This window comes from Amycolatopsis sp. CA-211722 (assembly GCF_056828465.1).
In genome coordinates this window covers 3,739,497-3,759,487 of record NZ_CP184752.1, presented here as the reverse complement: position 1 = coordinate 3,759,487, position 19,991 = coordinate 3,739,497, and the positions used below count along the sequence as shown (strand labels likewise).

Genomic DNA, 19,991 nt, shown 5'->3' with positions numbered 1-19,991 from the left:
GGCGATGAAGATCCGTTCCACGACCGCCGACGACCGCGACGTCTTCGTCGATACCATGTTCACCGCGTTCGCCCGCTTCCCGGACAGCGCGGGCGAGACCTGGTCCGCGCTCGAACTGGACCGCGGCCTGCTCGCGCTGACCGAGGACGGGCGGCCCGTCGGCACGGCCGCCGCGTACTCCTTCGAGCTCACGCTGCCCGGTGACGTGGTCGTCCCGGTCGCCGGGGTGACCGCCGTCGGTGTGCTGCCCTCGCACCGGCGGCGAGGTGTGCTCAGCGCGATGATGCGGCATCAGCTCGCCGAGTTCCGCGAGCGGGGCGAGTTCCTCTCCGTCCTGCTGGCGTCGGAGGCGCTGATCTACCGGCGGTTCGGCTACGGCCCGGCGACCTACACCCGGCGTCTGACGGTGCCGCGCCATCGGGCCGCGTTCGCCGGTGGAACGGCCGGTGGCTCGATCGAGGTGCTGCGCCGGGCCGAGTGCGGCGAACTCCTGGAGGAGATCTACGACCGGTATCGCCGCGCCCGGCCCGGCGCGCTGTCGCGTCCGCGCCGCTGGTGGTCTCTGGGCGCCGGGCAGCCGCCCATCTCCCGGGCCTCGCGCCACATCGCCGTGCACCGCGATGCCGACGGCGTCCCGGACGGCTACGCCTCGTACTCACTCACCGAGCCCAGCACCTTGACGGTCGACGAGACCATCGCCGTCGAGGACGAGGTGTCCACGGCGTTGGCCCGTTTCCTGCTCGAACACGACCTGATCACCGAAGTCGTGTTCAAGCACTGCCCGCCCGACCACCCGCTTCGGTGGCAGCTCGAAGACTTCCGAGCCGGCGAGGTCGGCGGCGACACGGACTGGCTCTGGGTGCGGCTCCTGGACGTGCCCCGCGCGCTCACCGCACGCGGCTGGTCCACCGACGGCGAGCTCGTCCTCGACGTCGACGACCCGGCGCTCGGCGAGCGCGGCCGGTACCTGCTCACCATCCGGGGCGGCGAGGCGGACTGCGTCCCGACGGAGCGGGAACCCGACCTGTCCCTGGACGTGAGCGACCTGGGCTCGATCTATCTCGGCGGTACCACACCAGGCCTGCTCGTGCGGGCCGGGCGCGTCCGGGCCCATCACCCTGGTGCGGCCCCGCTCGCGGACGCTCTGTTCCGTACCGAACGTTCACCGCACTGCCTGCACTGGTTCTGAGCGCGCGAGGGCCCGGTCCCAGAGCGCGGACGTTCGTTGACACCCCGTAGTGCCACTGCTCTACTCGGACGCATGCTCTGTACGGCCTGAATCCTTTCGGAAACCACCCGGGAATTCCGGGCGCCGCGCCCTGCCCGGAAAACCCGTTCACCCTCGCACAGAACGGAATTCACGGATGACCACGACCGAGCACCGGGTCCGCTCCACCGCCGAATGGCTCGCCACCGCGAAAGAGGTCGCCACCGAACTCGCGGCGGACGCCGCCGAACGCGACCGGAAGAACGAAACGCCCTACGCGGAAGTACGACTGCTCAAGGATTCCGGCCTGGTGACCCTGCTCGGCCCGGCCGGGCACGGGGGCGGCGGCCAGAGCTGGGAGACCGCCTACCGCGTGATCCGCGAGGTCGCGCGCGGCGACGGCTCGATCGGACAGCTGCTCGGCTACCACTACCTCTGGGCATGGGCCGCGCGCCTGGTGGCGACCGACGACCAGATCGCCGCGGTCGAAGAACTGTACACGCGGAACAACCTCCTGTTCGGCGGCGCGGTCAACCCCCGCGACTCCGATCTGACCATCACCGAAGACGGCGACGAGATCGTCTACAACGGACACAAGTCGTTCTCCACCGGCAGCAAGGTCTCCGACCTGACCGTGCTCGAAGGAATCCTCGAAGGCACGGACGAGCACGTTTTCGCCATCGTTCCGTCCGAACAGGACGGTATCGTCTTCCACGACGACTGGGACAACATCGGCCAGCGGCTCACCGAATCGGGCAGTGTGACCATCACCGACGTGCGCGTCCCGTGGGCGAGCGCGGCGGGCTACGTCGACAAGAAGTTCCGCCCCTTGACCTACAACACGCTGAACGTCCCGGCGATCCAGCTGGTGTTCACCAATTTCTACCTCGGAATCGCGCAAGGAGCGCTGGAAACCGCGCTGGAGTACACACGTGAGCACACCCGCGCGTGGCCGTACGGCGGCGACGACAAGTCGTCCGCCGTCGAAGAGTGGTACATCCTCGACGGGTACGGCGATCTCCAGTCGAAGCTGTGGGCGGCGGAGGCGCTGGCGGACAAGGCCGGAGCCGCGATTTCGGCCGTGCTGCACGCGCCGCGCGAGGAACTGACGCCCGAGGCCCGCGGAGAGGTCGCGGTCCTCGTCGCGGCCGCCAAACAGCGCGCGATCGATACCGGCCTCGAAATCGGCTCGAAGATCTTCGAGCTGACCGGCGCCCGCGCGAGCGCCACGAAATACGGCCTGGACCGTTTCTGGCGGAACCTGCGCACGCATTCACTGCACGATCCGGTGGCCTACAAGCGCCGCGAAGTCGGTGCGTACGCGCTGCTGAACGAACTCCCGGAGCCGACCTGGTACACCTGATCCCGCCTGTCTCAGCGCGCGACGGCATAGGTGAGCACTAGCGCTCCCGAAGCGAACTTTCGGTCGTCGACGAGCGTGAGGGCGGTCTTCGCGTACTCGCCATCGAACAGCCGCGTCCCGCCGCCGAGGAGCACCGGGTTCACCACGAGCCGCACCTCGTCGAGCAGCCCGAGCCTGGCGGCGGACGTCGCGGCCCCTCCCCCGGCGAAGAGCGCGATGTCGCCTTCGAGATCGACGAGCGACGAGGCCTCCTCGACGACGTGGGTGTTGTGCCAGCTCGTGGCTCGGAGCGTGCGAGAGAGGACGTACTTCGGCAGCTCGTGCATCCGGCGCCGCTGCGTGGCCGAGACCTCGTCCCCCGCGGTCGGCCAATAGCCGGCGAGTTCCTCGTAGGCCTTGCGGCCGAAGACCATGCCGTCGATCGATTCCAGCAGTTGGTCGATATGCCCTTGGAACTCGTCGTCGGCGAACTGCCAGTCGATGTCGCCCGCGGCGTCGGCGATGTAGCCGTCGAGCGAAACGTTGATGTGCAGGAACATCCGTCCCATGTGAACTCCTCGTACGACTTCTTGAATGCCTGAACAAGAAGTCACCGTACACTTCTTGAATGCACTGTCAAGAAGTCGTACGATGGTGCCATGCCACGCACGGGAAGGCCGCGGTCCTTCGACGAGGATCAGGTGATCAGCGGAGCGCTCGACGTCTTCTGGCGGCGGGGTTACGCGGCCACGTCGATGCGCGACCTGAAGGAGGAACTCGGCGTTCTGCCGGGAAGCCTGTACGCCGCGTATGGGGACAAGCACGCACTTTTCCTGCTTGCGCTGGAACGCTACGCGGGCGGCGCCGCGGGCCAGGCGGACACTCTCGCCGAAGGACCGGTCCTCGCGCATCTGCGCGAGCTTCTGCTCAGCGTCCTGGAGGCGGCGCGGGAGGCCCCGGGGCGCGGATGCCTGCTGGGCAACACCGCCGCCGAACTGCTGCCCACCGACGAAGCCGCCGGGAAGTTCGTCCACAGTGGATTCGAAGCGCTGGAAACCGGTATCGCGCGGGGGCTCGAAGCCGCGCAGCGGTCCGGCGAGGTCCGCGCGGACGTCGACTGCGAGGCGCAGGCGCGGCTTCTGCTCGTCGTCATGCAGGGCCTGCACGTGGTGGCCAGGGCGGAGACGGATCCGCACCGGCTCACCGACGCGGTCGACGCCGCTTTGGCACCCTTGACCGCGAAGTGACCCCTGGGCACACCGTCGCCGGCGTGCCCAGGAGCCGGATCACTCCTCGAAGCCTTCATCACCACCGTCGAAGGCGTCCTCCATGACCTCGCCGAGGATCATGCCGCCGACCACACCCGCCGCGGCACCGGCGACCACGCCGCCCATCCCCGGACCACGCCTGCCGTGGTGACCGTGGTGACCGTGGTGGTCGTAGTCGTGGCCGTAGTGCTCCTGGTGCCCGCCGAACATGGCGTGCCCGCCGCCGGACTCGGCGACCTTGGCCAGCCAGCCGTCGATGGCCGCCGCCCAGTCGGTGCGCAGGGCCTCTTCATGCGAAACGTGGAAGCGGCCGAAGGAGTCCCCGCCGGAGCGGAACATGCCGCCGCGCCTGTCCGCCTCCAGCACCACCACGAGGTCGTCCGGGCTCGCGACGAAGGTCAGCTCCACCTGGCTGACGCGGCCCGCGTAGCGCGAGGGCGGGAAGAACTCGATCTCCTGGAAGAACCCGAGCTCCTGCCGGACGCCGTGCAGGCGCCCGGCTTCGACGTCGGCGCTGCGGAACGAGAAGCCCAGCTCGCCGAACGCCTCCAGCACCCGGTCCTGCGATTCCAGCGGCCCCACCAGCACCGGGTCGAGGTCACCCTTGTCCGGCGCGCCGGCGATGACGAGTTCGGTCCGCACACCGACGACCATTCCCGGCAGTTCACGTCCGCCGACCGCGCTGATCGGCGTCTCCCACGGCAGGGCGATCTGAAACGGCACCGTGGTCAGCTGCCCCGCCGTCACCTTCACCTTGCGGCCCGCGCTGACCCGCAGGAACTCCGCGGTCCCGGCGCGCTCGTGATCGCCACGCTCGACCTCGACCCGGGTGACCAGCGAAAGCAGGATCTCCTCGATCTGGGCGTCGCTCGAACCGCCCTGGATGCGTACCTGGCCGGTGATCACCTCGCCGGGAACGGCGTGCGGCGAGTCGAGCACGGTGTCGACGGACGGACCGCCGACCCCGAAGGCGCTGAGCATCCGTTTGAACATCAGGGATTTCCTCCGCTGGGTACTGGGACAAGGGGGTATCGGAACACTTCGACTACTACCGAGATCCGTCGCGGCACGCCAGGAAAACCGGGTTAAAAACCCCTAAACGGGCGCGACGTCACTACCTTCTCAGATCGGCCTGCCGGACGTCGTGCAGGTGGATGACGACGTCGTAGGAGCGTCCGAGCGAGATGGCGGCGGGGTCGACGGGGAACAGCGTGCCGATGGTTCGGGTGGGCCGGGCCGTGTCCAGCCAGGCGCGGGCGGCGGGCGGCGCGGTGCGGAGGTCCAGGTAGAAGTCGTCGAACCGGACCTGGTCGAGGGTGTCCTCGTTCGTCCCGGACGGCGCGGCCGGGACGGAGAACCGCTTCCACTCCCCGCCCACCGCGGTGTCCTTGGACAGGAAGGAGCCTTCGTCGAAGCTGAACCCGATCGGCAGATACCCGCGGCCCAGCGTCTCGCGCAGGAAGGCGCCTTGGGTCTTCGGGTAGATCGACGGCATGTCGGGGATGTACGCGACGTGGGCGTTGTGCGCGGAGAGCAGGATCTTGTGCCCGGTCCGCCGCTGCCACCAGGCGACGTTCTGCGCCATCGCCTGGTCGCGCAGGATCTGGGCCGCGGGCAGGCTCTTGGGATCCGTGAGGTCGACGGCGAGGAAGCGGGCGGTCTGCGCGACGAACCGGGCGTGCTGCTCGGTCCAGCCGTAGGCGTCCGCGCCGGTCAGGCCCTTGACCAGCTCAAAGGCCTGCTCCGCCTGCGTGGCGAGCCGCTGTCGCTCGTCGACGGGTTTGCGCAAGTACGCGAACGCGTCGTCGATCGGGCGCAGCCCGGTGTACAGCTCGTTGAGCCGGGGCAGCGCCTCCGGGTGATGCCGGCCGAGGTAGTCGGTGATCCGCGCGAAGAACCCGTCGTTCACCGATGGCGCGCCGAGATCGTCACCGACGAAGTGCACCGTGCGATCGGGATGCGCGCGGTTGTGATCGCGCATCCACCGGATCAGGCTGACGAATTCCTCGCGGTCCCACGGGGAGCCTGCCAGCGTGCGCTTCGCGATCTCACGGGCGTCTCCGCGCCCGGTCTGGACGTACTCGTCGATCTCCAGGCCGGCCGACCAGCTGAGCTCCAGCGCGAAGGCACGGAACCCCTTTTCCTCGACGAGATAGCGGAACACCCGCTCCTTCATGGTGAAGAACTCGTGTGAGCCGTGCGTCGCCTCGCCGAGGCCCACCACCTTCGCGCCGCCGATCATCCCGCCCAGCGCCCGTAGATCGGCGGTGTTCCGGCCGGGCTCGGTCGAACGCAACGGATGTGCCGCCCGGTCCAGCGACCGCACCGGATCCCGCCAGGCGGAGGCCGTCTCCGCCGCGAGAGCCGGACTCGCCACGGGAGCGAGCACCGCCCCCGTCATCACCACCGCCGCGGCCACCAGTCCGCGTCTTCCCCACCGTTTCCGGCTGTCCTTCATTCCGTCCACCCCTTCGCTCCGATGTCGAAGACGATCATCGTCCGCGGACCGGGGGCGGCGCAGTGAAGCAAAGCTCCTACTTGGGGTGAGGAAAACCCCACCCCACGAGGAAGCGGGTGGACCCCGCCGCCGGGGTGTGGGACCCGGCGACGGGAGTCCACCCGCGTTTATCTCCCTCCGCAGCGGCTGTCCGTCACTCCGCGCGCCACAACGCGGGTGTGGACGGCGGCTCCCAGCCGGGCTGGGCGGTGTGCGCCTGCAAGCACACGTAACCGCGACCGCTGTAGGTGACCCGGGCGCCCGCGGAATAGCCGGTTCCCGCCGCCCAGGTCGTCCCGCCGGGCGGGTTGGAGGTCGAAGTCGACGTCGTCGGCGTCGTACTGGTCGGCCGCGAGGTCGACGTCGGCGTCTGCGGCACGTTCAGCACGAAGTCGAACGCGGCCTGTTTGCCGGGAGGCTGATCGCGGACGGTCATCAGCAGCCGCGGGTCGAAGATCGAGTCGGTGTTGTTGCGCGGCTCGTTGGGGAAGTAGAGCTGCGTGGTCAGCACCGGCCTGCCGGGCGCCTGGACCTTCACGTGGATGTGCCGCGTGCGGCCGGGGTACAGACCCGGCACGATCGTGCTCAGCGAGAACGCGCCCTGGTCGTTGGTGAACTGGTGACCGCGGAAGGTGTACCCCACGTTGTCGTAGGCGCCGTTGACGTCCGCCTGCCAGAAGTCCAGCAGCACGCGGGCGATCGGAAGACATCCGAGGCCGAAGACGTAGCCGGACACGGTGAGCCTCGTGCCCTGCGTGCTCGGCGTGACGAGCGACGTCCGCTGCGGCGAATTCGGCTTGAAGTAAGGACCTTCGGTCTGCGGCGGAGTCGGGTCGTCACCGTCGTCACAGGCGGGGGTCAGCTCGGGTGCCTGGCCGTTCGCGACGGTGGTGCGCGCGAGGGCGGGGCCTCCGATCAACGCGACCGGAGCCGCCACACCCGCCGCGATCGCGGCCTTCAGCACGGTCTTCCGGCTGAGTTTGCTTTCTTCGTCCATACCTGCTCCTCGTGGGGGCTTCGGGAATCACCCTCGACGGTATGGAGAAGATCAGCTGCGGACGATGGACTGGGGTGGTCAGTCGTGGTGAATCTCCGGGGGCGCGTCACCGGTCCGGCGGTAATCGCCGGGGCTCAACCCCGTTTCCCGCCGGAAGAACCGGCAGAAATAGGCGGGATCCGCGAATCCGACCCGGCTGGCGACCTGACGCACGGTCAGATCCGTACCGCGCAGGAATCGTTTCGCCTCCCTTGTCCGCGCCTCACGCATCAGTTGCGCCGCCGTCCGGCCGGTCGCCGTTTTCACCGCGTCGGTGAGATATCCCGGCGTGACCCCGATCCGTTCCGCGAGCGCGCCGACCGACCAGAGCCCCAGATCGGGCCTGCCGAGCAGCCGGGCGAATTCGGTGCCCACCGCCTGCGCCCTGGCAGGCGGGCGCGGGTCCGCCAAGCCCGGAAGGCGTCCCGCCCGCACGATCAGCACGTGCATCAGGGCCCGGAGCACCGAATCGGTACCCTGGCCGCCACAACGGAATTCCTCGTCCAGTTCGGCGACCATCCGGGAGGTCTCCTCGGCGGCGCGTTCGTCGAGCCGCCAAGGCTGCTGACTGAGCCTTCGCAGGGTTTCGCGATCCGACGGATGTTCGAGCAGGAAATCGTCGGTGAACAACACGACGAATCCGCTGAGCTCGCGGGCATCCCAATGATGCACCTGCCCCGGTGTTATGACCGCGAGTTGCGGCGGCGCCAATTCCCAGCGGGTGAAATCGATGACGTGGTCACCGGTACCGCCGGTGACATGGACGATTTCGTAGAACGTGTGCCGATGCGGGAACGCCGCCCGCGACATCGGCCCGATCGTGTCGAATGTGCCGACCGTGAACGGCAGGGCGTCCGGCGCGCGGACCTCCAGCCGATGCAGTGGCAATTCCCCCGCCTTCGGTTCGAGGCAGGGCGTCCTCGGCAACACCGTCGTTCCGCGCATGGACCGGTCCCTTTCACCACACTGGGAATAAAAAGTCTAGACCAATGCCGGGTGCGCTGACTGCCGACGGAAGTCGCTTGTCGCCGCCGGGGTACAGTCGAGATCATCGACGCACGTCCGAAGGGTCACCACGCGATGTCTCCCACCAAGTCGCGCGGTCGGACCTGGTGGCCGGTCGGTGCGTTCGCCGCGCTGGCGCTGGCGTGCGCCGTGGCCTGGGCGACGACGGGCGCTTCCCACAGCGACCTCGAGATCTACCGCTTCGGCGTCGACACCCTGTGGAACGGCGGCGACCTCTACGGCGCGTTGCCGCTCTCCGACGCGGGAATCCCCCTGCTGTTCATCTACCCACCGTTCGCCGCACTGGTGCTCACCCCGCTGGCGCTGGTGCCGTGGACCGGCGCGGTGCTGCTGTTGTTCGCGCTCAGCCTGGCCGCGCTGGGGATCACCTTCTACGGGATCGCCCGCACGCTGTGGCCCTCCGGCGACCGGCGAAAGGCGCTGCTCGTCGCGTCGCTGGCGATCACGCCGGCGCTCTTCCTCGAACCGGTGCGCCAGACACTCGGTTTCGGCCAGATCAACCTGGTGCTGATGGGCCTCGTCGCGGCCGACTGCCTGCTGGCGAGGGGCCGCTATCGGGGTATCGGTGTCGGTCTCGCGGCCGCGATCAAGCTGACCCCCATGGCATTCCTGCTGTTCTTCCTGGTACGCAAGGATTTTCGTGGCGCGCTGACCGCGATGGGCACGTTCTTGGCCGCCTCCGCCGTCGCGTTCGCGGTCGCGCCGGAGGCTTCGGCGCGGTATTGGTTCGGCGGGTTCGCCGGGGCGTCCGGGATCAGCGGCACCTCGTTCCACACCAACCAGACCTTGCAGGCCGTACTGGCCCGGTTCGGCGTCGAGGGTGTCGCGAAGCCGCTCTGGATCGTCCTCACCGGCGTTCTGCTGATCCTGGTGGCACTGACCATGTACCGGTCGGCCGCGGTGCCGGCGCTGCTGCTGAACGCGACGTTCGCGCTGCTCGTCTCGCCGACGTCGTGGTCACACCATTGGGTGTGGGTCGCCCCGGCTCTGTTCACCGCCGCCGCCTGCGTGGTGCTCCATCGCCGAGATCGCCGCCGAGCCGTCGTCTGGCTCGCTGTCTCCGGGGTCGTCGCCACGATCTTCGTCGCGGCACCTTTCCGGTACTTCCCCGCCTTCGACCGGCCAGGCCAGACGTGGACGACCGCCCAGCAGTGGCTCGGGAACTGCTACGTCGTCGCAGGTCTGGTCTTCCTCGTCGTCGCGGCCGTTGTCACGCTACGGAAAGGACCTCGATGCTCGACCTGAGCGGCACCACGACCCTCGTCACCGGGGCCAGCGGCGGTATCGGCCACGGAATCGCCCTCCGCTTCGCCGAAGCGGGCAGCGCCGTCGCCGTGCACTACCACCGCGATGAAGCCTCCGCGCTCGCCGTCGTCAAGCGGATCCAGGAGGCGGGCGGCTCGGCCAAGACGTTCTCCGCCGACCTCACCGACGACGGCGAATGCCGACGACTCGTGGCCGCCGCCGCGGACTGGACCGGGCGGCTGGACACGCTGGTCAACAACGCCGGCGTACAGCCGCTGGAACCCTTGCCGGAGATGTCGGCGGAAAGCTGGCGCGCCGTCCTCGACGCGAACCTCACCAGCGCGTTCTCGTGCACCCAGGCCGCCGCCGAGGTGATGGACGGCGGCAGCGTCGTCCACGTCGCCTCGATCGAAGCGGCCAACCCCGCGCCGGGGCACGCGCACTACAGCAGCGCAAAGGCCGCTCTGGTCATGCACGCCCGCGCCGCCGCGCTCGAATACGGACCGCGGGGCCTGCGCGTCAACGCCGTCTCTCCCGGCCTGATCGGCCGCCCCGGCCTCGGCGACAGCTGGCCGGAGGGCGTACGCCGCTGGGAACAGGCCGCACCCCTCGGCAGGCTCGGCACCCCTGGAGACGTCGCGAACGCCTGCCTCTTCCTCGCCTCGCCGCTCGCGGCGTGGATCACCGGGCACAACCTGACCGTGGACGGCGGCGTCTCGGCGCGTCCGACCTGGTGATCACGGGTTCGGGCTCTTTGGCGGTTATCGGAGTGGCAGTGGCCCAACGATGGGCTCCACTTCAGGACTGCTGCGTGGGGGCGCTCGCCTTCAACGCATTCTCGCGCTTTATAGCTCCTTCGCGCACTTAAGCGCTTCGCGTTGTTAAGCTGCTTCGCGCCTTAAGAAGGCTTCGCGCCCTTAAGACTCCTTTCGCTGTTGCCATTTTTCGGCAATTTCTCGTATTGGGCCGTTTGGGCTAGCGCAGGTGTTCGATACGGAGTAGCTTCGGTGTCGTGGCCAGCAACAACGCACCCCCAGAGACGACCGCCGAGTGGTGGCGCGTCGACACCGCGACGCTGCATGCCCGCAAACAGGAACTCGAAGTCTTGAAACGCCGGGCAGATGCGGAACAGAACGCGATCCTCGCGGAAATCAATGCCCGCGGCATCCGCGGGTGTTCGGGTCATTCGACGTTGTCGGCGTTGATCTTCGAGGACTTCCTGGTCACCGACAAGGAAGCCGAGGCCCGCGCCGACCGCGTCCTCGCCCTGCATCCCGGCCCCGCTATCGGCGGCGACCCCGAACCGCCCCTGGCGCCGTTGACCGCTGTAGCGGCCGCCGAAGGCGCGATCGGGGGCGCGCAGATCGACGCGATCATCCGCACCCTGGCCCGTATCCCGTCTTCTGTTCCTGAGGAGGACGTGCGGACCGGAGAGAAGATCCTGGTGGAGCTGGCTCGCCGGGCGGGGCCGCGGCAGATCGCCCGTGCCGGGCGCCGCCTGCTGGACACACTCGACCCCGACGGCAAAGAACCTCGCAGCGAAGACCCGAAAGACACCCGCCCGGAGCTACGGTTCGTCAAACACCGCGACGGCACCCTCGGCTTGAAGGCCCGGCTTGATCTGGAAACCTACGCCCGCCTGAAATCCGACCTGGATCCGATGGCAAAGCCTCATAAAGCGGTGGACGGGGTGCGGGACTCCCGCAGCCAGGACGAACGCTACGGGGATGCTTTCACCGACTACGTCCGACTCAAGACCACCAGCCGGAACCTTCCCGGCCAAGCAGGCGAAGCCACCCACATCCTGGTCACCATGTCGTATGAAGACCTGATCAACGACCTCGGTGAAGCACATCTGGACCTGGTCGGACCGATCAGCGCCACCGACGCGAGGATTCTCGCCTGCGACGCCCGCATCCGCCCGGGTGTCCTCGGCACCGCAGGGGAACCCCTCGACATCGGCCGGTCGAAACGGACCGTCTCCCTCGCCCAAAAGTATGCGTTGACGATCCGGGACGGTGGCTGCGCCTTCCCCGGCTGTGACATGCCCGTGCCCCGCTGCACCGCCCACCACATCGTCTTCTGGCGCCATCACGGCGAAACAAAGATCGACAACCTCGTGCTCCTGTGCACCAAGCATCACCGGTTGATCCACCACAGCGAATGGAAAGTCCAGATCGCCCAAGACGGACTCCCCGAATTCACCCCGCCCGCCTACCTCGACCCCACCGGAACCCCGAGACGGAACACCATGCACCTCAGAACATAGGCCGAACCCCGAAATATCCGATGAACCCGGCGACGCCGCACCATCACCGGCTCCGAATCTCGGCCCCACGCTTCAAATTCGTCACGAGCGCCGTCGATTTTCCGGTGACCGCGGCCGCGAGTGGCCGTTCCAGGCCGGGAAGACGTGCCACGTGAAGGAAGAACCGGCGCGCCCGGAGCAGGAATCGGTTGGCGGGCAAGAACCATCGCGCGCCGCGGCGGGCGACGTGCTGTTTCTCGGTCACCACCGGGCGGACCAGTTTTTCGTACTCCGCGAACGCGGCCTCGATCGAGGATGCCCGGATGAGCTGCTCGGCCAGCACGAACGCGCCCGCGATCCCCAGCGAAGCGCCCTGCCCGGCGAGAAGGGAGACGGCATAACAGGAATCGCCGACGAGCACGACCCGGCCGCGGCTCCATGACGGCATCTCGATCTGCGCGACCTGGTCGTAATACACCTCACCGGCAGGCGGGCACAGAGTGAGCGCTCGGGGCACCGCCCAGCCCAGCGAACCGTAGATCGCGCGCAAGGCCGCTCGCGCGTCGTCCGGCAGGGTCGGATCCGTGGCGCGGTGCACGGCGAACGCCGCGAGCTTGCCGTCGCGGAGACCGTAGAAACCCATCTGCATCCCGATCGTGTCGGTCAGGCAGAACCGCTCCCCCACCCGCGCACGAATCTCCTCGTCCTCGAAAACGAAGGCAGCGGTATGAAATCCGAGATGACGCAAGAACCGGCTCTCCTCACCGAAGACCAGCCGGCGCACGGTCGAATGAATCCCGTCGGCCCCGACCAGCAGATCGGCTTCGAACGTCTCGCCGTCCGCCGACGTGACCCGCACCCGGTCACCGAGGTCCTCGACTCCGGTGACACCGGCACCGAATCGGACGTCCACTGTGGACGGGAGCGCGGTACGCAGGACGCGTTCCAGGTCGGGCCGCATGATGCTGCAGAGCCTGCCGCCCACCGATCTGGCGAACTGGACGTAATCGATGGAGGCACGGCGGCGGCCGCGCCCGTCCAGCAAACTCGCCTCGTCCACCTGGTACGCCACGTCTTCGACCTGAGGCAGCAGGCCCATCTCCTCGACGGCGTCGAAGCCGGGGCCGAAGAAGTCGATCATGTAGCCCTGCTCCCGCGGCCCCGCGGCCCGCTCCAGCACCACGACCTCGACGTCCAGCGCCGCGAGCCGGTGCGCCAGCGCCAGCCCGGTGATCCCGGCACCGCAGATCGCCACCTTCATGGGGTCCCTCCTTTTCGGTTCAGTCGACCAGCCTGCGCAGGACGGCCGGAGAGACCTCGCCCGATTCCGGCCCGAGCGCCCGATGCAGCAGAAGCCCGTCCACCGCCGCGAAAAGAACCGCGGCCGTGCTCTCGGCGTCGGACACTCCACGCTGTGCCAGCCAGCCGCCGAACCGAGCGCGGAGGTCGTCGAGCAGCTCGCGGAGGCCTTGGCGCAGGGTGTCGTCGCGGGTCGCGGCGAGGTAGGACTCGGCGAACAGCAACGACATCGGGTCGGTTCCGGAGTAGCCGCCGACCGACGCCAGCAGCGCGTCCACCGCGGCCGCGGGCGTATCGACGGTTTCCAGCGCCGGTTCGAAGGCGAGGGCGACCTCGCGCATGGCCCCCAGTACGGCTTCGATCAACAACGCCTGCAGCGAAGGGAAGTGATAGTGCACAACGCTCGGTGTGACACCCGCGCGTTCGGCCAGGATCCGGGTGCTGACCGCGGACCAGCCGAGCTCCGGCACCAGGGCGACGGCCGCTTCGAGCAACCGCCGCCGAACGAGCTGGCCGCGCGCCGCGGCCGGGGATCCTGCCACCGTGCATCTCCTAGGGCGTTCGTCCTGTACGACTGCCCTGATCGTATGCCCGGATCCGACCACGGCGCAAACCCGGTGGTCAGACCGCCTTGAGAAGGTCCACCAAGCGCGCCGCGGTCACGATGGCCGTTCCCGACCTGCGCGCGATCCTGGCCGTCGTCGCGGGCGCCGGGGTGAGCGTGCTGCCGCGCTCGAAGCGGACTCGGTGTCGATCGTGCACACGCCGGTGGTGCCGCCACTGAACACGATCTATCTCGCGCACCGGTCCGGGACGGCGCGGCCTGTGGTGACCCTCATCCGCGACAGGCTGCTGGAACGCGCCCGCGTCTGGGTTCACTCTGAATCCCCGGTGCGGCAAAAATGACCTCATTCCGCGGCGGGATCGTCGCGAGGCTTGCTCCTCCGAACCCGTTTCCTGGAGGACACATGGTCTCGAAACCCCGGCTCGCACTGGGAATGCTCGTTCTGGCCGTCTTGGCGGCCGGGCTGCTCGCGTTGCTCATCTCGCTCGACGTCGGTGCCTTCTGGGCCAAGACGCTGCCGCTCGTCCTCCTGGCCGGCGGGGCCACGTTCGCTCATTCCCTCGGCCTGTTCACCAAGGCACCGAAGGACTAGGGACCGGCGCCGCCAGCGTCCCGCCCGTGACCGAACTGGGTGCTTACGTCGAACGCTTCGAGACGGAATTGCCGCAGGCGTGCGCTCCGGGGTATGGCCGCGATCGTGATCGGCACGCCGATCGTGGTCCTCGGTGTCGTCGTGTTCGTGCTGGGGCGGGAGGCCGGGGTCTCCGGCGCCGAGCTCGTCATCGGCTGCGGGCTGGGGCTGACGCTGATGGGTGCTTGGGGCTGCTGGCACGCCATCGGCAAGCGGGGCGAGCTCTTCACCTTGTACGAGCGAGGATTCGTGCACACCTGGCGGGAATCGACCACCGTCGTGCCGTGGAGCAAGGTCGAGGTGGCTGTCGACCAGGCGAAGAAGAACGCTCTCGCCAAGACGTTCGGCGGCGATGTCGGCTGCCTCGTCAAGCTCACCGACGGCCGGAAGATCCTCATCAACGGGTTCACCGAAGGCGGCCGCTTTGCCGGCTCACAACATCTGGCCGTCGGTCGGCTGAGCCGCCGCCGGATCAGACGCGCTGCGGCGCGAAAGTCCGCCGATAGTCCTGCGGGGACACACCGACGACCTTGTGGAAATGGTGCCGCAGCAAGGCTCCCGAGCCGAAGCCGCAGCGGCGCGCGACCTCGTCGATGCTCATCGTCGTCTCCTCCAGCAGTGACCGCGCGTGCAGGACACGTTGCGTCGAAAGCCATCGGTGCGGCGTGGTGCCCGTCTCCGCGACGAACTTGCGCGCGAAGGTGCGCTCGGACATGCGGGCCCGGCGGGCGAGATCGGCGACCGGATGTTCGTGGGCGATGGTGTCGAGCATCCAGGTGAGCACCGGCTGGAGGCTGTCCCCGGTGCACTCCGGAATCGGCACCTCGACGAACTGGCGCTGCCCGCCTTCCCGTTGCGGCGGCACCACCATGCGCCGGGCGATCGCGGTGGCCGCGGCGGATCCGAGCTCGCGCCGGACCAGATGCAGGCACGCGTCGATGCCGGCGGCCGTGCCCGCGCTGGTGATGATGTCGCCGTCGTCGATGAAAAGGACGTCGGGATCCAGCCGGGCCTCCGGGAACCGCTCCCGGAACCGCGCACTCTGGCGCCAGTGGTTGGTGCATCGCCGTCCGTCGAGCAGGCCGGCGGCGCCCAGCACGAAAGCGCCCGTGCAGACCGAAAGCAGCGTGGCGCCGCGCTCCGAAGCCTTTCGGAGCGCGTCGAGTACCGCGGCCGGATATTCGTCGCGCACGTCGCATGCGGGGACCACGACGAGATCCGCGTCCTCCGTCGCTTCGAGACCGTATTGCGGCGTCACTTTGACGCCGTGGCCGAGGCTGAGCGGTTCTCCCGCCCGCTCCCCGCACACACGGAAGTCGAGCAGTGGCACTCCGTCATCGGTGCGGTCGTAGCCGAACACCTCGCAGACGACGCCGAACTCGAAGGCGGCGAAATCGTCCAGCAGCACCACGGCGACGCTCTTCAGCATGCCCCGAAGCATAGCTGGCAGGATTTTGTCGCACAACGACAGAACTGCCACTTCTGGCAGGATGTCGAGTGGCGCAAACTTACTGCCATGACCGCAATCCTCGTCACCCTCGCCCTGATCGCCCTCGTCGCCTACCTCCTGGAGCGCAACCACGCGCGCCAAGGCCGCCCGGACGCCGCCGGCGGAGACCCGCTCGGCAGCCCCTTCTGGAGAGGCGGTGCCACGATCTGAGTTCACCGGGCCGCGAGGCCCGGTGTCACGAGCGCCACGTTCCCGCCCGAAATCCGCTCCCGGCCCGGCATCTGCCGAGGTCAAGCCCGTAATCACAGCTTTAAACCACTTCGCCCGTATTTTCTGCCGGTTACCAGTTTTCTGGTTAGGGTGCAGTGGTGCAAACGGGTTGACATCGGGCGGAAGGAGAGCGCGCCACAGGCGGCGCGTCACTGAACATGAGTTCGCAGGACGGTAAACAAGCGGAAGAAGAGGTCGTCGCGGAGACCGCGACCGACCTCGCCCACGCACCGGACACGACGGGTCCGGGCCACCCGCCCGATGAGCACGTCCCCCTCGACCTCGCCGCCGAACGACCCGCCGAGACCGACCGGACCGTTTTCGGTGTGGCGGCGGTACTCGCGCTCGCGATCATCGTCTGGGGCGTGCTGGCCCCGGAAAATCTCGCGAGCGTCGCGTCGACCCTGTTGAACGACGCCGTGATCCCTTACGGCGGTTGGGCTTTCGTGCTGACCGCGAGCGGTTTCGTACTCTTCGCGGTCTGTCTGGCCATAAGCCGCTACGGCCGGATCCCGCTCGGCGGGGACAAGGAACTGCCCGAATTCCGGACGTCGTCGTGGATCGCGATGATGTTCAGCGCCGGGATGGGCATCGGCCTGATGTTCTTCGGGGTGTACGAACCGGTCTCCCACCTCGCGAGCCCGCCCCCGGGCACCGCGGCCCCGAACTCCGACGAAGCCGTCCACACCGCGATGGCGACGACGTTGTTCCACTGGACCGTGCACCCGTGGGCGATCTACGCCGTCGTCGGTCTCGCGATCGCCTACAGCACCTTCCGCAAGGGCCGCAGCCAGCTGATCAGTTCGGTGTTCGCGCCGCTGCTCGGCAAGCGGCGCACCGAAGGCCCGCTGGGCAAGGCGATCGACATCATGGCGATCTTCGCCACGCTGTTCGGTTCCGCCGCTTCCCTCGGCCTCGGAGCGCTCCAGGTCGGCGGTGGCATGGGCGCCGTCGGCTGGATCGACGATCCCGGCAAGGGGCTGCTGGTCGCGATCATCGCGATCCTCACCATCGCGTTCATCGCTTCGGCGGTTTCCGGGGTGGCCAAGGGCATCCAGTGGCTGTCCAACATCAACATGGTGCTCGCCGCAGTACTCGCGGTGTTCGTGCTGGTGGTCGGGCCGACCGTGCTGATCCTCAACATCGTGCCGGGCGCCATCGGCGACTACTTCCGCGAGCTGGCCGAGATGTCCGGCCGCACCGGGATGACCGGCGGCGAGGAGATGCAGACCTGGCTCGGCGGCTGGACGGTCTTCTACTGGGCGTGGTGGATCTCGTGGACGCCCTTCGTCGGCATGTTCATCGCGCGGATCTCCCGCGGCCGCACCATCCGGCAGTTCATCTTCGGTGTCATCGCGATCCCGAGCGTCGTGAGCCTGATCTGGTTCGCGATCTTCGGCGGCGCGGCGATCAGCAGGCAACGGGCCGGGACGGACATCGCGGGCGCGGGCAGCGCCCAGTCGGCGACGTTCGAACTGCTCGAGACGCTGCCGTGGTTCATCCCGATCGCGATCCTGGTGATGATCCTGGTGTCCATCTTCTTCGTCTCCGGTGCGGACGCGGCGTCGGTGGTCATGGGCACCCTGTCCCAGCGCGGAAGCGTGCATCCGAAGAAGAGCGTCGTGATCTTCTGGGGTGTGCTGATGGGCGCCGTCGCGGCGGTGATGCTGCTCGTCGGCGGGGACAAGGCGCTGACCGGGTTGCAGAACCTCACCATCCTGATCGCGGTGCCGTTCGTGTTCGTGATGGTCGGGTTGTGCGTGTCGGTCTGGAAGGACCTGCGCAACGACCCGCTGATGAAGCAGGAAGACGCGATGATGTTGTCGCTGAAGGAACTCCACGAGGAACGCACGAACGGCCACGGCCGCCGTCGCCTCCTCGGGCGGTCGAAGCAGCGCACCTGAGGCGGTAAAAGTACGTGAAGGCCCCCTTCATTGCGTCTAGCGCAGTGAAGGGGGCCTTCACGTACTTCAGGCGCGTCCGATGGCGACGAAAGCGCACAACGCGAGATAACCCAGGTCCAGCAACGCGATCAGGGGCTCGCGGCGACGCAGCCGCACGACCAGCGCGCCCGCCATGACCAGCGCCAGTCCGAGGGCCGCCAGTGGCACCAGCACCGGGGCGATGTCGAGCAGCGCGGGAACGACCAGGCCGACCGCGCCCAGGATCTCGACCACCCCGATGAACTTCACCGTGCCGGGGCTGAAATCCAGCACCCAGCCCGCCCCCGACGCCACCCCGGCGATCGTTTCCCTGCGCAGGAACAGTTTCCCGACGCCGGAGACGAGATACATCACGGCCAGCAGACCGGCGACGATCCACAGCGCGGTCTCCATCAGTGCGCCGCGAACTGGCCGGGCGTGTAGTCCCCGGCGGGCTGCCGGGTGATGACGTTCAGCCGGTTGAAGGCGTTGATGAGCGCGATCTGGGCCACCAGCGCCACGAGCTGGTCGTCGCCGTAGTGCTTGGCGGCGGCCTCCCACGCCTCGTCGGTGACACCGCTGCCGTCGGCGAGACGGCAGCCCTGCTCGGTGAGTTCCAGCGCGGCGCGTTCGGCCTCGCTGAAGACCGTGGCCTCACGCCAGCAGGCGACCAGGTTCAGCCGGGTCGTGGTCTCCCCCGCGTGTGCCGCGTCCTTGGTGTGCATGTCGAGGCAGCCCGAGCAGCCGTTGATCTGGCTGGCCCGGATGTTCACCAGTTCCCTTGTCGCCAAAGGAAGTTCACTGCCGTCGAGGACCTTCGCGGCGGAGACGAAATGCTTCACCAGCTTCGGCGCGAGAGCGGTCTTGAGGTAGTCGAGCCTTGCCTGCATGGGATTTCTCCTTCTCGTCGGTGTTCACTTACTTCGACGAGGAGGACTCCCGAGAGGTAACACCCATGGCCGCGAGGCGACGCGGGTCACTCACGGAATCGATTTCGACGATGCGGCCGTCGACGATGGTGCAGGACATCACGCCCAGCAGCTTGCCGGTCCGGCTCCACGACACGATTCCCGGTTTGCCGTCGACCAACGCGGGACGGGTCATTCCGGCGGCGCGCGCCCCGCGCTGGACCCGCGTGGCCACCTCGGCCGCGCCGAGCCGCACGACCTCGCCGTGCCGGCCCCGCGAACGCCACGTCACGTCGGGGTCGAGCATCTCCAGCAACCCCTCGAAGTCCCCTTCGCGCGCGGCCGCGAGAAACGCTTCGACGACGGCGCGTTGCCGCGGCTCGTCGGCCGGACGCTGTCCCCGCACCTTCCGGCGGGCCCGGCTGGCGAGCATCTTGGCCGCGTCCGCGGATTTGCCGAGGATCTCACCGATCTCGGCGAACGAGACCGCGAACAGGTCGTGCAGCACGAACGCGAGCCGCTCGGCCGGGCCGAGGGTGTCGAGCACCACGACCAGGGCCACCCCGACCGATTCGGCGAGGAGCGTGTCCTCCTCCGGGGAATCCTCCAGCACCAGCAGCTCGGGCGGCTCGTCGTAGGAATCCTCGGGACGGGTCTTGCGGGAACGCAGGACGTCGATGCAGACGCGGCCGACGACGGTGGTCAGCCAGCCGGAGAGGTTGCCGATCGTCTCGGCGTCCTGGCGGGCCAGGCGCAGCCAGGCCTCCTGGACGGCGTCCTCGGCGTCCGCGCGCGAGCCGAGCATCCGCTGCGCCACGGCCACCAGACGGCCACGCTGCTCCTCGAACGCGCTGGCCAGGGCTTCGCCGGTCATGTCGATACCTTTCTCGCGCCGAACCCGTCATGGACATGACGAGCGCGACGCGAGAAAGGTAACCGACTCCGTGACTCGTGTGCTTGAGGACGTGACTCACGTGTTTGGGGGCGGAACTCACGTGTTTGGGGGCGGAACTCACGTGATTGGGGGCGGAACTCACGTGTCTGGACGCCGCACTCGGGTGTTCGGTCTCCCGTCAC

Annotated in this window: 22 protein-coding genes; 10 read left to right on the top strand and 12 right to left on the bottom strand. The window is 68.4% G+C overall.

What is annotated here, in order from left to right; genetic code table 11:
* Nucleotides 1-4: 4 nt before the first annotated feature.
* Together ACOCEP_RS18430 and ACOCEP_RS18425 are read left to right on the top strand one after the other, a co-directional pair.
* Entirely contained in the window at nt 5-1,189 is a 1,185-nt protein-coding gene (locus tag ACOCEP_RS18430) for a GNAT family N-acetyltransferase (RefSeq protein ID WP_482338711.1), read from the top strand.
* A 175-nt stretch (nt 1,190-1,364) separates the two neighbouring features.
* Nucleotides 1,365-2,570: an acyl-CoA dehydrogenase family protein gene (locus ACOCEP_RS18425; protein WP_482338709.1), complete on the top strand. Its 1,206-nt coding sequence runs from the start codon at nt 1,365-1,367 to the stop codon at nt 2,568-2,570.
* Between the two features lie 11 nt (nt 2,571-2,581).
* Here the strand turns inward: ACOCEP_RS18425 and ACOCEP_RS18420 are convergent, their stop codons facing one another.
* On the bottom strand, nt 2,582-3,118 hold the full coding sequence (locus tag ACOCEP_RS18420) for a dihydrofolate reductase family protein (RefSeq protein ID WP_482338707.1): 537 nt from the start codon (nt 3,116-3,118) through the stop codon (nt 2,582-2,584).
* A gap of 90 nt (nt 3,119-3,208) precedes the next feature.
* Between ACOCEP_RS18420 and ACOCEP_RS18415 the strand changes: the two genes are divergently transcribed.
* Nucleotides 3,209-3,796 carry a TetR/AcrR family transcriptional regulator gene (locus tag ACOCEP_RS18415; RefSeq protein WP_482338706.1) on the top strand — a complete coding sequence of 196 codons (588 nt, stop codon included), beginning with the start codon at nt 3,209-3,211 and terminating at the stop codon, nt 3,794-3,796.
* A 39-nt stretch (nt 3,797-3,835) separates the two neighbouring features.
* On the opposite strand, the gene ACOCEP_RS18410 is transcribed toward ACOCEP_RS18415, so the two are convergent.
* The 4 genes from ACOCEP_RS18410 to ACOCEP_RS18395 form a co-directional block, all read right to left on the bottom strand.
* Nucleotides 3,836-4,810, bottom strand: a complete 975-nt coding sequence (locus ACOCEP_RS18410; protein ID WP_482338704.1) for a sporulation protein — start codon at nt 4,808-4,810, stop codon at nt 3,836-3,838.
* Between the two features lie 121 nt (nt 4,811-4,931).
* Nucleotides 4,932-6,275: an erythromycin esterase family protein gene (locus ACOCEP_RS18405; protein WP_482338702.1), complete on the bottom strand. Its 1,344-nt coding sequence runs from the start codon at nt 6,273-6,275 to the stop codon at nt 4,932-4,934.
* A 193-nt stretch (nt 6,276-6,468) separates the two neighbouring features.
* Nucleotides 6,469-7,311 (bottom strand): dioxygenase family protein, encoded by an 843-nt coding sequence (locus tag ACOCEP_RS18400; RefSeq protein ID WP_482338701.1) that lies wholly within the window; start codon nt 7,309-7,311, stop codon nt 6,469-6,471.
* Between the two features lie 78 nt (nt 7,312-7,389).
* Nucleotides 7,390-8,295 (bottom strand): helix-turn-helix transcriptional regulator, encoded by a 906-nt coding sequence (locus ACOCEP_RS18395; protein ID WP_482338699.1) that lies wholly within the window; start codon nt 8,293-8,295, stop codon nt 7,390-7,392.
* Between the two features lie 135 nt (nt 8,296-8,430).
* Between ACOCEP_RS18395 and ACOCEP_RS18390 the strand changes: the two genes are divergently transcribed.
* From ACOCEP_RS18390 to ACOCEP_RS18380, 3 genes are all read left to right on the top strand, one after another.
* Nucleotides 8,431-9,621, top strand: coding sequence for a glycosyltransferase 87 family protein (locus ACOCEP_RS18390; RefSeq protein WP_482338697.1), 1,191 nt, complete (start codon nt 8,431-8,433; stop codon nt 9,619-9,621).
* Nucleotides 9,609-10,358 (top strand): SDR family NAD(P)-dependent oxidoreductase, encoded by a 750-nt coding sequence (locus ACOCEP_RS18385; protein WP_482338695.1) that lies wholly within the window; start codon nt 9,609-9,611, stop codon nt 10,356-10,358. Before ACOCEP_RS18390 ends, ACOCEP_RS18385 begins: the two co-directional genes overlap by 13 nt.
* A gap of 275 nt (nt 10,359-10,633) precedes the next feature.
* Entirely contained in the window at nt 10,634-11,890 is a 1,257-nt protein-coding gene (locus ACOCEP_RS18380; RefSeq protein WP_482338694.1) for an HNH endonuclease signature motif containing protein, read from the top strand.
* Between the two features lie 43 nt (nt 11,891-11,933).
* Here the strand turns inward: ACOCEP_RS18380 and ACOCEP_RS18375 are convergent, their stop codons facing one another.
* Both ACOCEP_RS18375 and ACOCEP_RS18370 read right to left on the bottom strand, forming a co-directional pair.
* The gene (locus ACOCEP_RS18375) at nt 11,934-13,130 is read right to left on the bottom strand and encodes an FAD-dependent monooxygenase (protein WP_482338693.1); all 1,197 of its coding nucleotides are present in this window, start codon (nt 13,128-13,130) and stop codon (nt 11,934-11,936) included.
* Between the two features lie 19 nt (nt 13,131-13,149).
* Nucleotides 13,150-13,710 carry a TetR/AcrR family transcriptional regulator gene (locus tag ACOCEP_RS18370; RefSeq protein ID WP_482338692.1) on the bottom strand — a complete coding sequence of 187 codons (561 nt, stop codon included), beginning with the start codon at nt 13,708-13,710 and terminating at the stop codon, nt 13,150-13,152.
* Nucleotides 13,711-13,915: 205 nt separating this feature from the next.
* On the opposite strand from ACOCEP_RS18370, the gene ACOCEP_RS18365 reads away from it, so the two are divergent.
* Nucleotides 13,916-14,074 (top strand): hypothetical protein, encoded by a 159-nt coding sequence (locus ACOCEP_RS18365; RefSeq protein ID WP_482338690.1) that lies wholly within the window; start codon nt 13,916-13,918, stop codon nt 14,072-14,074.
* A gap of 62 nt (nt 14,075-14,136) precedes the next feature.
* The gene (locus ACOCEP_RS18360; protein ID WP_482338688.1) at nt 14,137-14,325 is read left to right on the top strand and encodes a hypothetical protein; all 189 of its coding nucleotides are present in this window, start codon (nt 14,137-14,139) and stop codon (nt 14,323-14,325) included.
* Here the strand turns inward: ACOCEP_RS18360 and ACOCEP_RS18355 are convergent.
* Nucleotides 14,322-14,741, bottom strand: a complete 420-nt coding sequence (locus ACOCEP_RS18355) for a hypothetical protein (RefSeq protein WP_482338687.1) — start codon at nt 14,739-14,741, stop codon at nt 14,322-14,324. The two genes, ACOCEP_RS18360 and ACOCEP_RS18355, sit on opposite strands and share 4 nt — an antisense overlap.
* A 95-nt stretch (nt 14,742-14,836) precedes the next feature.
* A complete protein-coding gene (locus ACOCEP_RS18350; RefSeq protein WP_482338685.1) occupies nt 14,837-15,793 on the bottom strand; it encodes a GlxA family transcriptional regulator in 957 nt (318 codons plus the stop codon).
* 87 nt (nt 15,794-15,880) lie between these two features.
* Between ACOCEP_RS18350 and ACOCEP_RS18345 the strand changes: the two genes are divergently transcribed.
* Together ACOCEP_RS18345 and ACOCEP_RS18340 are read left to right on the top strand one after the other, a co-directional pair.
* Complete coding sequence (locus ACOCEP_RS18345; protein ID WP_482338683.1) at nt 15,881-16,024, top strand: hypothetical protein; 144 nt, start codon at nt 15,881-15,883, stop codon at nt 16,022-16,024.
* Between the two features lie 218 nt (nt 16,025-16,242).
* Nucleotides 16,243-17,988, top strand: coding sequence for a BCCT family transporter (locus tag ACOCEP_RS18340; protein ID WP_482338682.1), 1,746 nt, complete (start codon nt 16,243-16,245; stop codon nt 17,986-17,988).
* Between the two features lie 66 nt (nt 17,989-18,054).
* On the opposite strand, the gene ACOCEP_RS18335 is transcribed toward ACOCEP_RS18340, so the two are convergent.
* From ACOCEP_RS18335 to ACOCEP_RS18325, 3 genes are read right to left on the bottom strand one after another with little or no spacing between them, the layout of a single operon-like run.
* Complete coding sequence (locus tag ACOCEP_RS18335; protein WP_016331796.1) at nt 18,055-18,420, bottom strand: DoxX family protein; 366 nt, start codon at nt 18,418-18,420, stop codon at nt 18,055-18,057.
* Nucleotides 18,420-18,896: a carboxymuconolactone decarboxylase family protein gene (locus ACOCEP_RS18330; RefSeq protein ID WP_482338681.1), complete on the bottom strand. Its 477-nt coding sequence runs from the start codon at nt 18,894-18,896 to the stop codon at nt 18,420-18,422. The genes ACOCEP_RS18335 and ACOCEP_RS18330 overlap by 1 nt, the downstream gene beginning before the upstream one ends.
* Before the next feature lie 28 nt (nt 18,897-18,924).
* The gene (locus tag ACOCEP_RS18325) at nt 18,925-19,788 is read right to left on the bottom strand and encodes a sigma-70 family RNA polymerase sigma factor (RefSeq protein WP_482338679.1); all 864 of its coding nucleotides are present in this window, start codon (nt 19,786-19,788) and stop codon (nt 18,925-18,927) included.
* Nucleotides 19,789-19,991 lie beyond the last annotated feature (203 nt).

Coding starts and splice junctions, on each gene's coding strand:
- ACOCEP_RS18345 (WP_482338683.1), top strand. CDS start 15,881: ATGACCGCAATCCTCGTCACCCTCGCCCTGATCGCCCTCGTCGCCTAC.
- ACOCEP_RS18325 (WP_482338679.1), bottom strand. CDS start 19,788: ATGACCGGCGAAGCCCTGGCCAGCGCGTTCGAGGAGCAGCGTGGCCGT.
- ACOCEP_RS18330 (WP_482338681.1), bottom strand. CDS start 18,896: ATGCAGGCAAGGCTCGACTACCTCAAGACCGCTCTCGCGCCGAAGCTG.
- ACOCEP_RS18420 (WP_482338707.1), bottom strand. CDS start 3,118: ATGGGACGGATGTTCCTGCACATCAACGTTTCGCTCGACGGCTACATC.
- ACOCEP_RS18395 (WP_482338699.1), bottom strand. CDS start 8,295: ATGCGCGGAACGACGGTGTTGCCGAGGACGCCCTGCCTCGAACCGAAG.
- ACOCEP_RS18415 (WP_482338706.1), top strand. CDS start 3,209: ATGCCACGCACGGGAAGGCCGCGGTCCTTCGACGAGGATCAGGTGATC.
- ACOCEP_RS18390 (WP_482338697.1), top strand. CDS start 8,431: ATGTCTCCCACCAAGTCGCGCGGTCGGACCTGGTGGCCGGTCGGTGCG.
- ACOCEP_RS18385 (WP_482338695.1), top strand. CDS start 9,609: ATGCTCGACCTGAGCGGCACCACGACCCTCGTCACCGGGGCCAGCGGC.
- ACOCEP_RS18335 (WP_016331796.1), bottom strand. CDS start 18,420: ATGGAGACCGCGCTGTGGATCGTCGCCGGTCTGCTGGCCGTGATGTAT.
- ACOCEP_RS18340 (WP_482338682.1), top strand. CDS start 16,243: ATGAGTTCGCAGGACGGTAAACAAGCGGAAGAAGAGGTCGTCGCGGAG.
- ACOCEP_RS18350 (WP_482338685.1), bottom strand. CDS start 15,793: ATGCTGAAGAGCGTCGCCGTGGTGCTGCTGGACGATTTCGCCGCCTTC.
- ACOCEP_RS18400 (WP_482338701.1), bottom strand. CDS start 7,311: ATGGACGAAGAAAGCAAACTCAGCCGGAAGACCGTGCTGAAGGCCGCG.
- ACOCEP_RS18360 (WP_482338688.1), top strand. CDS start 14,137: ATGGTCTCGAAACCCCGGCTCGCACTGGGAATGCTCGTTCTGGCCGTC.
- ACOCEP_RS18405 (WP_482338702.1), bottom strand. CDS start 6,275: ATGAAGGACAGCCGGAAACGGTGGGGAAGACGCGGACTGGTGGCCGCG.
- ACOCEP_RS18375 (WP_482338693.1), bottom strand. CDS start 13,130: ATGAAGGTGGCGATCTGCGGTGCCGGGATCACCGGGCTGGCGCTGGCG.
- ACOCEP_RS18430 (WP_482338711.1), top strand. CDS start 5: ATGAAGATCCGTTCCACGACCGCCGACGACCGCGACGTCTTCGTCGAT.
- ACOCEP_RS18410 (WP_482338704.1), bottom strand. CDS start 4,810: ATGTTCAAACGGATGCTCAGCGCCTTCGGGGTCGGCGGTCCGTCCGTC.
- ACOCEP_RS18425 (WP_482338709.1), top strand. CDS start 1,365: ATGACCACGACCGAGCACCGGGTCCGCTCCACCGCCGAATGGCTCGCC.